The following is a 12,763-nucleotide window of genomic DNA, read 5'->3' as shown; positions in this document are numbered from 1 at the left end:
GGTTGCGATCCTCACGCTCGAATTCCTCAATCGATAAAGCACATGCTCGTGAACCGGGCAGGGCGCCGCGCGCGCTCGGGAAACATATAGAACTCAAACCATTCAAACGCTGGAGACAAGCAGCATGAATTCGAAGATGGTCCTCGCGGCGATATCGCTATTCGCCGCCGCCACCGCACATGCGCAAAGCAGTGTGACGTTGTTTGGCGTGCTGGACGAAGGCATCAATCTGACGAGCAATGCGGGTGGACACAAGGCATGGCAGACATCGAGCGTCGATCTGGTGACGAGCCGATGGGGCCTGAAGGGCAGCGAAGATATCGGCGACGGCCTCCATGCGATCTTCGATCTGGAAAGCGGCTTCATGCTGGATAACGGCGCCGCCTATTACAACGGTCGGCTGTTCGGCTATCAGTCGTATGTCGGACTGCAATCCGATACGCTCGGCACGATCACGTTCGGACGCCAGTTCGATTCGATGACCGATATCATCGGGCCGATGACGGCGAATGGTTACTGGGGCGGTTATCTGTTTTCGCATCCGCTCGATAACGACAATACCGACGCCACGTTTCATGCGAACAACTCGGTCAAGTTTACGAGCGGCGAATACGGCGGCGTGACGGCGACCGCACTATACGGATTCAGCAATCAGGCCGGCGCATTCTCGGGCAATCGCATGTACAGCGCCGGGCTGAAGTACAGCTATGCGACATTCACGATCGGCGCGGTTTATGAAAACCTCGCGGCGCCAGGCGCGACATCGACAGGCGCCGTGGCCTCCGACGAGGCGGGCTTCGTCGCGGCGAACCAGAAGATCTACGGGATCGGCGCGAGCTATGGAGCGGGGCCGGCGACGCTCGGCCTTGTCTATACCCATGTGAACGTGCAGCAGCCGGTGTCGTCGCTATATCTCGGCGATCTCGGGGTGAATGACGCGAGCCTGCGCTTCGATAACATCGAATTCAACGCCAAGTACGACATTCAGCCGGATTTGTCGATCGCCGGCATGTACACGTACACGATGGCGCATCTGAAGCACGGCGGTTTCGATAACTCGATGCACTGGAATCAGGTCGGCTTGATGGCGCAATACTTTTTGTCGAAGCGCACCGGCATTTATACGCAACTGGTTTATCAGAAGCTGAGCGGCGGCAATACGGGCACGGCGCTCGATACGGCGTTCATTCCCGGCGCGGCGAGCCCGTCGTCGAATTCGCATCAGATGGTGGCGCGAATCGGGATGACGCACGCGTTCTGATCCTTTAAGCGAAGCCGACTTCCGCACCGTTACAATTCAGTTTCTCAGGCTAAACGAGGTGCCTATGGAATTGATGCTTGAGCGGCTTTCGGAGTCGGTGGCTTCAGCGCAAAGTCTGGAACAGCTCACGAGACCGCTGCTTGAAATGCTTGAAATCGTCACGGGGCTGGAGTCGGTCTATCTGACTTCCATCGATGAAGCCGCCGGGATTCAGTTCGTCGATTTCGCGCGCAACACGGGCGAGCTTCGCATCGACGAAGGACTGGAGGTGCCCTGGTCGGACACGCTTTGCAAGCGCTGCATCGAGGATGGACGCCGCTTCACGTCCAACGTCAGCGAAGTGTGGGGCGACTCGCAGGCTGCCAGGGCGCTCGGCATCGAAACCTATGCGAGTGCGCCGATATGCGCGAGCAACGGCCTGATCATCGGCACGCTCTGCGGCGCGAGCAGAAAAAGCCAGGCTATCGGGCCGCGTGCGCGCAGTGCGCTCAACCTGTTTTCGAAGATCATCGCTCAGCATATCGAGCGTGAACGCTTGCTGGAAGAAGTGCGCCGCTCCAACGAATATCTGACCAAGTTCGCGCTGACCGACACGCTGACCGGGCTGCCGAATCGACGCGCATTGCAGGACGAACTGGGACGGCTGCTCGCAAGGGCCGCGAGAGACGGGTCATATGTGATCGTCGGCATGATCGATCTCGACGATTTCAAAAAGATCAACGACGAGTTCGGGCACGCCGCCGGCGACAGTCATTTGAGGGACTGCTCGGAGCGTATCGCCAGCGTCACGCGCGACACGGATATGCTCGCGCGCATCGGTGGCGATGAATTCGCCTTCGTGGGCCCGGGCCCCGCCGATCTCGACGAGGCGAACCGGATCGCGGCCGAGATTCGGGCGCGCTTTGCGCGGGCAGGAAGCGGAACGAGCTTGCCCGGTCGCCATCCGGTGGGCGCTTTCGGCTTGAGCATCGGTGCTGTCGCGGTGCGGTTCGTGAGTGCGGATCAGGCGATCGCCCTCGCCGATACCGCGATGTACGAAGACAAGCGCGAAAGAAAAGCGCGTGCGAAACGAGACTGATGATGTTATCGGGCGACAGCGCGCGCAAGTGACGAAGCGGGTTCCCGGTCAATTGTCGTCAGCGCATCGCCGCGCTCCGCTTCGCTGATCTTCTCGATCTTCGTAAGCAGATCCGCCACTGCCGAAAACTGGTGGTGAAGAAGGTGCCGGCTGCGCAGCAAATGCTCCAGACGCCGGCGCCAATACAACATCGGAAGCGCCGAATTCGACTCGTGCAGAACCGCTTCGATCGCGAGTCGAATGTGGGCGATGTCGGCGTCGATCATCCGAAGCTCGAATGCGCCAACGATGTTGTTATCACAGGTGTCCATAGCTCTTGTTATCGGCATGGACTTTGAGCTTCTGAAGGGCATTGCTTTCGTGTCGGTGTACTGTCGAATCGGAAATGTAAGAGGGGCTGTAAAACTGCGGCACGGCGATTGCGGGGTTCATGTCAAGCAGGCGGCGAGCGTCTGCGTCCATACTTCAGCCCGATTAGGAGGGACGGAACATGAGCAAGACAATCAGCACTTTGATGGCGGCCGTGGCCGCACTCGCCCTGTCGGCGGGGGCTTATGCACAAACGGCGGGCGGCTCGAACGGCGCGGGTTCGGCAGGCAGCACGGCCAGCCCGGCGAACCAGGTCAACGGTGCGACAGGCGGCTATGGCACGCCAGGGATGACGAACTCGGATAGCGGCATGGGCATGAGAGCGCCGAATTCGGGCCTGCCGAGCAGCACGAACAGCAACACCACGTCGGGCACGAGCGCGCCGACCACGAGCAATAACACGCTGGCGACCCCGAGCGTGAAGTCGCCTGCGGCGCAATAAAGACGGTAGAAATGACAACTCGCGGGAAATGCTGCCGGGTCGGGTGACCGACTCGGCGGTTTGTCGCGTTCAAATTCCTTCCATGAGCTTCCGCCATTGCTGGAGATTTTATTCCGCGATGCGCTTGAAGCTGACGTAGTAATCCTCGGTGTAATAGCACTCCGCGATCTGCTTGCGCGGTCCGCCGCATACGATGCGGCGCTGCCCGCGATCCGTCGATCCGGGCGTGCGAACCGTGTATGCGTGGTAGTAGCCGCGCGGATGCTTCGGTAGCAGGTTCGAACTGTTACGGAACAGGACGCCGTCCTCGCCGAACGGGAAAGGTCCGCCCGCTTTGATGAGCCGCAGTGTCTCGCCCGCTTCCGTTGGCAACTGTGTCTTGGTGACGGTGCCTACCGTGCCCGATGCGGCGGGCGCTTCGCTCGCGCTTTGAGCCGGCTGAACCGGCGCCTGACTCGCGGATGCGCCCGATGCCTCGGTGGCGCTTTGCGATCCGCCGCCCTTGTTGCATCCGCCGAGCATCGCGCCGACGACAACGATGCAGGAGAAAACCCATGTTTTCTTCACGAAGCTGCTCTCCACTCGTTGATCAGGGCACGACGACAAGGATGGATGTAAAGGTATCGCTAATAGCGGAGCGAAGCAACGTTCGTCTGGGAAATGGCGGATTTTGTATGACCAGCCGATGGTACAGCGGTGGATTTGTTCAGACGCCGTGCGAGGCGCTTGCACACTCCACACAACTGGCGAATCGAACTCGAAGTATTTCGGAATACTGCATGAAAAGAGAGCGCGATTTCCGGTCAAACGAGACTCGGCCGGCACGCGAAGAAACCGGGCGCCGCACGTTCGAACAAATGTCGCGGTAAAGTCAACGAAAAGCGATGCGAGCGCCGATCAAACTCGCGAGACATTCATTCGAGTGACACGGCTACCGTCGCGGAGTCGAGGAGCACAGGCAAATGGACAACACCAGCGCGGTTCTGGCGGCGGCGATCGCCTTCGTAGGCAGCCACTTTCTCCTGTCGCATCCGCTACGCAAGCCTGTGATTCGCGCAGTCGGCGAAGCGGGCTTCCAGGGCGTCTATTCGCTTATCGCTTTCCTGACGCTCGGCTGGCTCGTACTGGCCTACCGGAAGGCGCCCGTGACGACGCCCTTGTGGCCGGTAGGCGACGCGCTCTGGGCGATCGTGACCGTGGTCATGCTGATCGCGTCGATCCTCCTGATGGGCTCCCTGATTCGCAACCCGGCGCTTCCCACCGGCAAACGTCCCGCCGCGTTACCGGACGCGGCGCACGGCGTGTTCGCGGTGACGCGTCATCCGATGATGTGGTCGTTCGCACTCTGGGGGCTGTGCCACATCGCGGTGTTTCCGGTGACGAAGAACATCATCGTGGGGGCGGCTATCGTCATCCTTGCGCTTGTCGGCGCTGCCTTGCAGGACCGGAAGAAGGAACGGCTCCAGCCCGATCTCTGGCCGGCATGGGAAGCGAAGACGAGTTACTTGCCGTTCGCGGCGATCGCCGCCGGGCGCGCGCGGCTGGGCGGATTCGGCTTGCACGCGCTCCTGGGCGGACTCGTCGTCTGGTTTGCGGCGACGTGGGCTCATAAGCCGCTCGCCGGATGGGCAGCGGGTATCTGGCGCTGGTTGTAAGCCCGGACACGATGCGTGACGTTCACGCGCCGTCTTTCATCTCGCGCAGATGCTTGTAGACGGTCGCGCGCCCCATGCCGAGCACCTTCGCGACATAGTTCGCCGAACTCTTGCCCTTGAACGCGCCCTGCGCGTGCAGCGCCTCCACGAGTTCGCGCCGATGATCGCGCGTAAGCGAATTGAGCGCGAGTTGCCGATCGCGCAGCCATCCGTGCAGGAACGTGTTGATGCGTTCCTGCCAGTCGTCCTTGAATAGCTCGACCGGCTGCGCGACGACGCCCGCGCCGCGCAAAAAGACATCGAGCATCGAGCGCATCTCCTCGAAAGCCGCGATGTTGAAGTTGATGCACATCACGCCCGCGGCGTTACCCGCGTCGTCGAAGAGCGCCGTGCTCACGCAGCGCATGCGGCGTCCGTCCCAGTTCAGCTTCTCGTACGGACCGACGAGCCGCTCGCGCGCAGTCTCTTCGACATCCTCCAGCGCGGAGTCGTCGCCGATCTCGCGCTTGGAAAGATTGTTCGACAGATACGCGATCGTCTGATCCGAAAGATCGTGGATCACCACTTCCGCATACGGGAAGAAGAGCGTCGTGATGCTGTCCGCGATGTGCGCATAACGTGCGAGAAGCGCGTCGCTATCCGGCTTTTGCGTCTTGCGTCGTGGCATTGAAATAGACATGGGTTCGAAACCGCGAAAACCGATGATACCGCTACGCCGCCGCGCGCCCCTTCGCGAGATGGACGTGCAGCGCATGCGCGAGAGCGATATCTTCGAGACCGAGGCCGATCGAGCGGAAGAACGCCGGACGTTCAAAGGAAGGCGCGGGACATGCGCCGCGCACGAGTTCCGCGAGGTCTCCCCGAATGGCCTCCGGCGACCAGCCGTGACGCTCCCGCGCGATCACCATTTCTCCCGCGCTCGATGGCGTGGTCTGCCGATAGTCGCAGTAGACATCGAGCGCGCCGAGCGCGGCCGGGTCGATCTCGTGTGCGCGCGCGACGTTCGTGCTGATCGACGTGACGAGCGCGGGCGTGGTGAGCGCGTCGAGCGAGAGCACCGGCGTGCCCGAAGATGTGCACAGCATGACCACGTCCGCGTCGCGCACGCACGCGTCGACGGATGCCGCCACGCGTGCGCGCGCGTCGAGCGCTTCGATGGCGGCGATGCGCGCGCGATCGTTCGCGAGGCGCGGCGAATGGATGCGGATCTCCGACCATTCGCGCAATGGCGCGACGTGCCGCAAATGCGCGAGCGCGATGTCGCCCGAGCCGACGATCGAAAGACGCCGGCTCGACGCGCGCGCGAGGCGATCGACGGCGAGCGCGGTCGTGCCCGCCGTGCGCTCGGTGGTGAGGAGCGCGGCATCGCACCACATCAGCGGCGCGCCGGTGCGCATCGACATGAGCGCGGTCCACGCGGTGACGACCGGTGCGCCCGCATTCACGAGATAGGGCGAGAGCTTCACGCCGAACACTTCGTGTTTCGCGAGCACGCCGAGGTAGGTGATGAAATCTCCCGCGTCGCGCGGAAAGAGCGTGAGCGTCTGCGGCGGCTGGACGGCTTCGCCATCGCCGAGCGCGATGAACATGCTTTCGAGCGCGCCGCGGATGTCGAGCGACGGCAGCGCCTGCCGCACCTGCGCTTCGTCGGCGATGAAAGGCGCATCGGCGCCCCGCATGAGTTCGGGCGATAGGTTCATTCGTCGGCCTCCGGATCGTGGACATTTATGTCTATTCTAGACTTTAATTTTATTTCTGGTCTATATTTCGGTGAGCGCGCGATGAAACGCTGCGCGCCCGGTGCAGGACCGACGGTGTTGATTCACACACACGACCTTTGGTGACGACAATGAACTGGAAGATGATTTGCCTGGCGGGCGCGGCGGGCCTCGCGTTCACATTCGGCGTGGCGCATGCGGATACGCAGACTTTGCGATTCGGCGTCGAGGCGTCGTATCCGCCGTTCGAGAGCAAGACGCCGACGGGCCAGCTTGAGGGCTTCGATATCGACATCGGCAACGCGGTGTGCCAGCGGATCAAGATGAAATGCGTCTGGGTCGAGAACAGCTTCGACGGGCTGATTCCCGCGCTGCAGGCGCGCAAGTTCGATGCGATCAATTCGGCGATGAACATCACCGACAAGCGCAGGCAGGCGATCGACTTCACGCCGCCCGTCTACGTGATGCCGATCCAGATGGTCGCGAAGCGCGGCTCCAACTTGCAGCCGTCGCCCGCGAGCCTGAAGGGCAAATCGGTGGGCGTGTTGCAGGGCTCGACGCAGGAGGATTACGTGCGCAAGCACTGGGCGAGCGAGGGCGTGCAGGTCGTCACGTATCAGAGCCAGGACCAGATTTTCGCGGACCTCTCGGCGGGGCGGCTGGACGGCGCGGTGCAGGAAGTGCAGACGGCCATCGACGGCTTCCTCGCGAAGCCCGAAGGCAAGGGCTTCGATTTCGCGGGCGGCGCGCTGACCGACCCGACGACGCTCGGCGAAGGCACCGGCATCGGCTTGCGCAAGAACGATGCAGCGCTGAAGGCCAAGGTTGTCGCCGCGCTCGATGCGCTGAAAAAGGACGGCACGCTCAGTCAGTTGTCGCAGAAGTACTTCAAACGCGACATCATTGCGAAGTAGGCACTTCATCAGGCATCGGACTATGACTCAGGACGTGATCGTGCTCGGCGCGGGCATCGTGGGGGTGAGCGTCGCGCTGCATCTGCGGCAGCGCGGATGGCAGGTGACGCTCGTCGATCGCCGCGCGCCCGGCGAGGCGACGAGTTTCGGCAATGCGGGGCTGATCGAGGCGTCGTCGGTCGTTCCGTATGCGTTTCCGCGTGACTGGGGCACCGTGCTGAAGTTCGCGCTCAACCGCTCGACGGCGCTGCGCTACGACCTGCGCTCGTTGCCGGCCTATGCGCCGTGGCTCGCGCGGTTCTGGTGGGAGTCGGCGCCCACGAGGCTCGCGGCGGCTGCGCGGGACATGCTGCCGCTCATCCGGATGAGCGTGGCGGAGCACGAGGCGCTGATTGCGCGGGCGGGCGTCGCCGATCTCGTGCGGCCGACGGGCTGGCTCGAAGCCTATCGCTCGCAGGATCAGTTCGAACGCGAGGCGGGCGCGGCACAGCGGATTGCGGAAGAGCACGGGCTCGGCATGAAGGTGCTCGACGCAGGCGCGTTGCAGCGGCTGGAAGCGTCGCTCGATGGCGGCTACGCGGGCGCGATCCATTGGGCGGACCCGCGCAGCGTGATCGATCCGGGCGCGTTGACGAAGGGTTATGCGGCGCTCTTGGAGCGCGAAGGCGGACGCATCCTGACCGGCGACGCCGCGACGCTCGAACGGACCGGCAGCGGATGGCGCGTGATGACCGGGAGCGGGCTGGTCGAAGCGCAAGCAGCGGTGGTGGCGCTGGGCGTGTGGTCGGGCGACCTGGCGCGCAAGTTCGGATATCGCATTCCGCTCATGGCCAAGCGTGGCTACCACATGCACTACGCGAACGATGGACGTGTTGCGCTTTCGAGGCCGGTCGTCGATATCGAGAATGGCTACGTGGTCGCACCGATGCGCCGCGGCTTGCGGCTGACCACGGGCGTCGAACTCGCGTGCAGGAACCGGCCGCCGAGTCCGGTGCAGCTCGAACGTGCCGAGCGTCTTGCGCGGCCGGTGTTCGGGCTTGGTAAGCGGCTCGACGAGTCGCCGTGGCTCGGATTGCGACCGTGCACGCCGGACATGCGGCCCGTGATTGGGGCCGCGGAGCGGCATCCGGGACTGTGGTTCGCGTTCGGGCACGCGCATCATGGGCTCACGCTGGGGCCGGTCACGGGGAGGCTTCTGGCGGAGATGATGAGTGGCGAAGCGACGTTTGCGGATCCGGGCGCGTATCGGGTGGGCAGGTTTTAAATACTGTCGATAGCGCCGGCGACCCGACGCAGTATGATGCTTCTCCATGCGTTGAACCTTCATCGATATCCATGGAAAAAGCATTCAGCGAGGCGGATCGCGAAGCGGTCTATCGCGCCATTCACGAGCGTCGCGACATGCGTCACTTCGTGAGCGATCCCATCGCGCCGCCCGTCATGCAGCGGCTCATCGACGCCGCGCTGCATGCGCCGAGCGTCGGCTTCATGCAGCCCTGGCGCATTCTGCGCATCACGCATGCGCATATTCGCGCGCAGTTGCGAGACGCTGTCGAACGCGAACGCCTGCTTACCGCCGACGCCCTCGGCGAGCGGCGCGATTCGTTCATGCGACTCAAGGTGGAAGGCTTGCGCGACTGCGCTGAAGTGCTCGTCATGGCGCTGATGGACGGCCGCGAAAACTACGTATTCGGACGACGCACGCTTCCCGAGATGGACCTCGCTTCGGTGGCGTGCGCGATCCAGAACATGTGGCTCGCCGCGCGCGCGGAAGGGCTCGGAATGGGCTGGGTTTCCCTCTTCGATCCGCAGGAAGTCGCCGCGTTGCTCAACATGCCTTCCGGCGCGAGACCTGTCGCGATTCTCTGCGTGGGACACGTCGAACGCTACTACGCTGCGCCGATGCTCGAGACCGAGCATTGGGCGAAGCGCCGTTCTATCGACGAATGCGTCTTCGAGAACGAATGGCCGTCAGCGGACAAATAGATAAGGCGAGCGTCGCCGCTTATTTCTCCGCGCCGATGGTCGTCACCGGCTGCCACTTCATCGACTTCACCTGATAGAGCGTCGATGTCGGGCTATTCAGATCGCCGTATTTATCGAACGAGATATGGCCGGTGATGCCGTTGTATTGCATCGTGCGCAGCGTTTGCATGAATGTAGCGGGCTTCGTGGAGTTCGCCTGCTTCATCGCCGTGATGGCGAGCCATGCGCAGTCATAGGCGAACGGGGCATAGGTCAGCGTATCCGCGCCGAAGCGCTTCTTGAACTTGGCTGCGAACGCCCGGCCTTCCGGCAATGAATCGACGGGCCGGCCGTATTCCCAGGCCATCGCGCCTTCGGCCGCGTTGCCCGCGGAACTGATGAAAACGCTATCGGCGATGCCGCCGCTTCCCACGAACTGCGCGCGTATGCCGAGCTGCTTCATGCGCTTGACGATCAGGCCCGCCTGACCGTCGAGCCCGCCGAAGTAAAGCAGGTCGGCATTGGCCGCCTTGATGTTCGTGAGTTGCGCGTTGAACTCGACGGCTTTGTCGGTGGTGTATTCCTCGGATACGATCTGGCCGCCTGCCGCCTGCACGGCCTTCTTGAATTCTTCGACCGCGCCTTGTCCGAATGCCGTGCGGTCGTCCATGACCGCGATGCGCTTCGCCTTCGTGACCTTCACGGCATACGTGCCGGCGTTGCCGGAGTTCTGCGTGTCGGTCGCGATGATGCGGAAGACGTTGTTCAACCCCTGGCGCGTGATGGCCGGATTCGTCGCTGCCGGATCGATCAGCGGGATGCCCGCTTTCGCGAAGATCGGCGATGAGGGAAGCGCCACGCCGGAGTTGTAATAGCCGACCACGGCGACGACGCCATCGTCCACGAGCTTTTGCGCCACCTGCACGCCGATGCGCGGATCGCCCTGATCATCGACGGATGCGAGCTCGAACTGAACCGGCTGTCCGCCGATGTTGAAGTGCTGCGCGTTCGCCTCTTCCACGGCGAGGCGCACGCCGTTTTCGATGTCCTTGCCATTGGCCGCGCCGAGGCCCGTGAGCGGCGCCGAAACGCCGATGCGAACCGCCTGTTGCGCGCTGGCGATGAGCGGGGCGATGCAGAGCGCGGACGCCGCCAGAAGAGAAAGGATCGCTTTTTTCATGACAGGGCGCTCATCAAGAGGAATGTCACGCGGTCGAGCCGGCGTCGCGAGCCTGCGTCAAATCAGGCGGCTGCCGAGCATCGTGCACAAGGCGCGCGATCCGACTCACTATATCGACAATTTTGCGGTCGAAAGAATGTTTCGGAAGCCATTCTCCGCCGAAATCCGCGTTTCGGTTCTCGGGGTAAATTCCTATCCGTGGCGCTATCCGCCACGGACCGACCTCGATGCTCGTGGCCGGTCCATGTCGCGGCGAAAGTCTTTCTTATTGCCCGATTTCGCGGATCGTCAACGCGTTCCTGACGGATGTCACGCCAGCCGTTGCCTTTGCGGCCTCGGTTGCCTTGTCGATCTGCGCGGCGTCGGGCACCGTGCCCGCGAGCGTCACGGCGCCGCCGTTAGCACGCACCGATATGTTCGACACACTCAAACCCTTCACCTTGGTCAGGCTCTTGCGCACGTCCTTGGCGAGTTGCCGGTTCGCGGCCTTCGTGGATTTGGCGCTCGGCGCGGCCGATGTCGCCGGCGCGGCGTCGCTGCTCTGAGCGTATGCGCTGCCGATTCCCGCATTGAGCGATACCGCGACGGCGAGGATGCCAGCCGCCAGTGCAAGTGGTTTTCGTGCATTCATTGTGATTCTCCTTTTTGACGAAGTTGGTCAGACGCACTGGATACGGGCCATTGCCTTCGCACGCGGCTGGCGGCAAGCCCGAAGGAAGTGCGCTGGGAAGTAAAGATACGCCGATCTGCGCAGTGTTGTCAGTCGAGTGTCAGATATCGCCGACGGCCACGATTGTTTCTCTTAGCGCCCGGCAAACGATTGCGCGAACGATCGTTCTTCACATTCGCGCCAATCGGCCGAACTTTCTTCGATCTGACACATAAAGTACACACAGAAACCGTAGCGTGCGGGGTTTCTTCATATGTCATCCGCGTGCCATGCAGCCAGCGTTTTCGAGGTTTCGCCGATCTTCTGCCCAGATAGAGCCACGCACTGCGGGAGACTTATGCCAGGAAGTGCCGTTCGTCGACGCAGAGGACTCCAACTCGCTCGTGATGGAGATTTTCTCGGCGCGTCGCGACATGGGAAGTCTCGCGGTCATCGATGGCCTTCGTCCCATCGGCCTGATCAACCGGGATATCTTCATGTCGCAAATGAGCAAGCCTTTTCATCGCGAGCTATACGATAAGAAGACCTGCATCGCGTTCATGGACAAGGAGCCTTTGATCGTCGATGCGGACGAGAGCATCGAAACGCTTGCATTCAGAACCGTCGAGGCCGGAGAGAAAGCGCTTGTCGATGGTTTCATCGTCACGCGCGGCGGCCGCTTCACGGGCGTGGGCAGCGGACTGGAACTCGTCAGCGCCGTAGCGGAAATGCAGGCGGAGAAGAACCGCCAGATCATGCAGAGCATCGAGTACGCGAGCGTGATTCAACGCGCGATGCTGCGTACTTCCGATGAAACCTTGTCGACGCATATACGCGATGCCGCAATGGTCTGGGAGCCACGCGACGTGGTCGGCGGCGACTTCTATCATTTCGCGGCGAACTCCGGCGACTGGTTCGGCGCGATAGCCGATTGCACCGGCCACGGCGTGCCCGGCGCGTTCATGACGCTGCTCGCTTCGGCGTCTCTCTCGAAGGCGCTCGAACAGATGGGACCGCGCGATCCGGCCGCCTTGCTGTCGGCGCTCAACCGCAACGTGAAGGGCTTGCTCGGGCAGGTGAACAACGCGAGCGGCGGACCGCAATCCAACGACGGGCTGGATTCCGCATTCTTCTGGTTCGATGCCGCAAAGAGCGTGCTGCATTTCGCGGGGGCGAGGATTGCGTTGCATATCCTGTCGCCCGACGCGACGGAGTTCGAAACGATCGCGCCCGATCGCATGGGCGTAGGTTATGTCGATAGCCGCGCGAATTATGAATGGAAGGCGCACGCCATTTCATTACCGAAGGGCAGCCTCTTTTTCATCTGCACGGACGGACTGACGGATCAGATCGGCGGCCCGCGAAGCATTTCTTTCGGCCGGCGCCGCGCGCTCGATGTGATTCGCGAACATCGGGCCGAGCCACCGTCGACGATCTGCGAAGCGCTTCGGCTCGCACTCGCCGAATGGCAACGCACGCAGCCGCGCCGCGATGACGTCACGTTCTTTTGTGCCCGTATCTAGTCAATTTCC

The 12,763-nt window shown here is 62.5% G+C and carries 14 protein-coding genes; 8 read left to right on the top strand and 6 right to left on the bottom strand.

Annotated features, from left to right (window positions below; all coding sequences use genetic code 11):
- Positions 1-124: 124 nt before the first annotated feature.
- Complete coding sequence (locus QCE73_RS36110) at positions 125-1,261, top strand: porin (RefSeq protein WP_309885641.1); 1,137 nt, start codon at positions 125-127, stop codon at positions 1,259-1,261.
- Between the two features lie 64 nt (positions 1,262-1,325).
- Entirely contained in the window at positions 1,326-2,339 is a 1,014-nt protein-coding gene (locus QCE73_RS36105; protein WP_035504897.1) for a sensor domain-containing diguanylate cyclase, read from the top strand.
- A gap of 5 nt (positions 2,340-2,344) precedes the next feature.
- Here QCE73_RS36105 and QCE73_RS36100 read toward each other — a convergent pair whose 3' ends face one another.
- Positions 2,345-2,605, bottom strand: a complete 261-nt coding sequence (locus QCE73_RS36100) for a hypothetical protein (RefSeq protein WP_309885640.1) — start codon at positions 2,603-2,605, stop codon at positions 2,345-2,347.
- A 224-nt stretch (positions 2,606-2,829) separates the two neighbouring features.
- On the opposite strand from QCE73_RS36100, the gene QCE73_RS36095 reads away from it, so the two are divergent.
- Complete coding sequence (locus tag QCE73_RS36095; RefSeq protein WP_035504895.1) at positions 2,830-3,150, top strand: hypothetical protein; 321 nt, start codon at positions 2,830-2,832, stop codon at positions 3,148-3,150.
- A 108-nt stretch (positions 3,151-3,258) separates the two neighbouring features.
- Here the strand turns inward: QCE73_RS36095 and QCE73_RS36090 are convergent, their stop codons facing one another.
- The gene (locus tag QCE73_RS36090; RefSeq protein WP_309885639.1) at positions 3,259-3,717 is read right to left on the bottom strand and encodes a ribonuclease; all 459 of its coding nucleotides are present in this window, start codon (positions 3,715-3,717) and stop codon (positions 3,259-3,261) included.
- A 395-nt stretch (positions 3,718-4,112) separates the two neighbouring features.
- Between QCE73_RS36090 and QCE73_RS36085 the strand changes: the two genes are divergently transcribed.
- Positions 4,113-4,805, top strand: coding sequence for an NnrU family protein (locus tag QCE73_RS36085; RefSeq protein WP_309885638.1), 693 nt, complete (start codon positions 4,113-4,115; stop codon positions 4,803-4,805).
- 22 nt (positions 4,806-4,827) lie between these two features.
- On the opposite strand, the gene QCE73_RS36080 is transcribed toward QCE73_RS36085, so the two are convergent.
- Positions 4,828-5,484, bottom strand: coding sequence for a transcriptional regulator (locus tag QCE73_RS36080; RefSeq protein ID WP_273654946.1), 657 nt, complete (start codon positions 5,482-5,484; stop codon positions 4,828-4,830).
- 31 nt (positions 5,485-5,515) lie between these two features.
- Positions 5,516-6,505, bottom strand: coding sequence for an ornithine cyclodeaminase family protein (locus QCE73_RS36075; protein ID WP_404989859.1), 990 nt, complete (start codon positions 6,503-6,505; stop codon positions 5,516-5,518).
- Between the two features lie 149 nt (positions 6,506-6,654).
- Between QCE73_RS36075 and QCE73_RS36070 the strand changes: the two genes are divergently transcribed.
- From QCE73_RS36070 to bluB, 3 genes are all read left to right on the top strand, one after another.
- A complete protein-coding gene (locus QCE73_RS36070) occupies positions 6,655-7,437 on the top strand; it encodes an ABC transporter substrate-binding protein (RefSeq protein ID WP_309885637.1) in 783 nt (260 codons plus the stop codon).
- A 22-nt stretch (positions 7,438-7,459) separates the two neighbouring features.
- Positions 7,460-8,701 carry an FAD-dependent oxidoreductase gene (locus QCE73_RS36065; protein ID WP_309885636.1) on the top strand — a complete coding sequence of 414 codons (1,242 nt, stop codon included), beginning with the start codon at positions 7,460-7,462 and terminating at the stop codon, positions 8,699-8,701.
- Between the two features lie 71 nt (positions 8,702-8,772).
- Positions 8,773-9,423: a 5,6-dimethylbenzimidazole synthase gene (gene bluB, locus QCE73_RS36060; protein WP_309885635.1), complete on the top strand. Its 651-nt coding sequence runs from the start codon at positions 8,773-8,775 to the stop codon at positions 9,421-9,423.
- 19 nt (positions 9,424-9,442) lie between these two features.
- On the opposite strand, the gene QCE73_RS36055 is transcribed toward bluB, so the two are convergent.
- Both QCE73_RS36055 and QCE73_RS36050 read right to left on the bottom strand, forming a co-directional pair.
- A complete protein-coding gene (locus tag QCE73_RS36055) occupies positions 9,443-10,582 on the bottom strand; it encodes a branched-chain amino acid ABC transporter substrate-binding protein (protein WP_035504878.1) in 1,140 nt (379 codons plus the stop codon).
- A gap of 265 nt (positions 10,583-10,847) precedes the next feature.
- Positions 10,848-11,213 (bottom strand): BON domain-containing protein, encoded by a 366-nt coding sequence (locus QCE73_RS36050; protein ID WP_035504876.1) that lies wholly within the window; start codon positions 11,211-11,213, stop codon positions 10,848-10,850.
- Positions 11,214-11,638: 425 nt separating this feature from the next.
- Between QCE73_RS36050 and QCE73_RS36045 the strand changes: the two genes are divergently transcribed.
- Positions 11,639-12,754, top strand: a complete 1,116-nt coding sequence (locus QCE73_RS36045; protein WP_035504872.1) for a SpoIIE family protein phosphatase — start codon at positions 11,639-11,641, stop codon at positions 12,752-12,754.
- Positions 12,755-12,763: the final 9 nt, after the last annotated feature.

It is taken from the genome of Caballeronia sp. LZ029 (genome assembly GCF_031451275.1).
In the GTDB taxonomy this organism is placed as follows: Bacteria; Pseudomonadota; Gammaproteobacteria; order Burkholderiales; family Burkholderiaceae; genus Caballeronia; species Caballeronia jiangsuensis.
The sequence above is the reverse complement of the archived record's forward strand: the minus strand, read 5'-3'. Positions and strand labels throughout refer to the sequence as shown.

Coding starts and splice junctions, on each gene's coding strand:
- QCE73_RS36105 (WP_035504897.1), top strand. CDS start 1,326: ATGGAATTGATGCTTGAGCGGCTTTCGGAGTCGGTGGCTTCAGCGCAA.
- QCE73_RS36100 (WP_309885640.1), bottom strand. CDS start 2,605: ATGATCGACGCCGACATCGCCCACATTCGACTCGCGATCGAAGCGGTT.
- QCE73_RS36080 (WP_273654946.1), bottom strand. CDS start 5,484: ATGTCTATTTCAATGCCACGACGCAAGACGCAAAAGCCGGATAGCGAC.
- QCE73_RS36050 (WP_035504876.1), bottom strand. CDS start 11,213: ATGAATGCACGAAAACCACTTGCACTGGCGGCTGGCATCCTCGCCGTC.
- QCE73_RS36085 (WP_309885638.1), top strand. CDS start 4,113: ATGGACAACACCAGCGCGGTTCTGGCGGCGGCGATCGCCTTCGTAGGC.
- QCE73_RS36095 (WP_035504895.1), top strand. CDS start 2,830: ATGAGCAAGACAATCAGCACTTTGATGGCGGCCGTGGCCGCACTCGCC.
- QCE73_RS36055 (WP_035504878.1), bottom strand. CDS start 10,582: ATGAAAAAAGCGATCCTTTCTCTTCTGGCGGCGTCCGCGCTCTGCATC.
- QCE73_RS36065 (WP_309885636.1), top strand. CDS start 7,460: ATGACTCAGGACGTGATCGTGCTCGGCGCGGGCATCGTGGGGGTGAGC.
- QCE73_RS36110 (WP_309885641.1), top strand. CDS start 125: ATGAATTCGAAGATGGTCCTCGCGGCGATATCGCTATTCGCCGCCGCC.
- QCE73_RS36045 (WP_035504872.1), top strand. CDS start 11,639: ATGGAGATTTTCTCGGCGCGTCGCGACATGGGAAGTCTCGCGGTCATC.
- QCE73_RS36070 (WP_309885637.1), top strand. CDS start 6,655: ATGAACTGGAAGATGATTTGCCTGGCGGGCGCGGCGGGCCTCGCGTTC.
- QCE73_RS36075 (WP_404989859.1), bottom strand. CDS start 6,505: ATGAACCTATCGCCCGAACTCATGCGGGGCGCCGATGCGCCTTTCATC.
- bluB (WP_309885635.1), top strand. CDS start 8,773: ATGGAAAAAGCATTCAGCGAGGCGGATCGCGAAGCGGTCTATCGCGCC.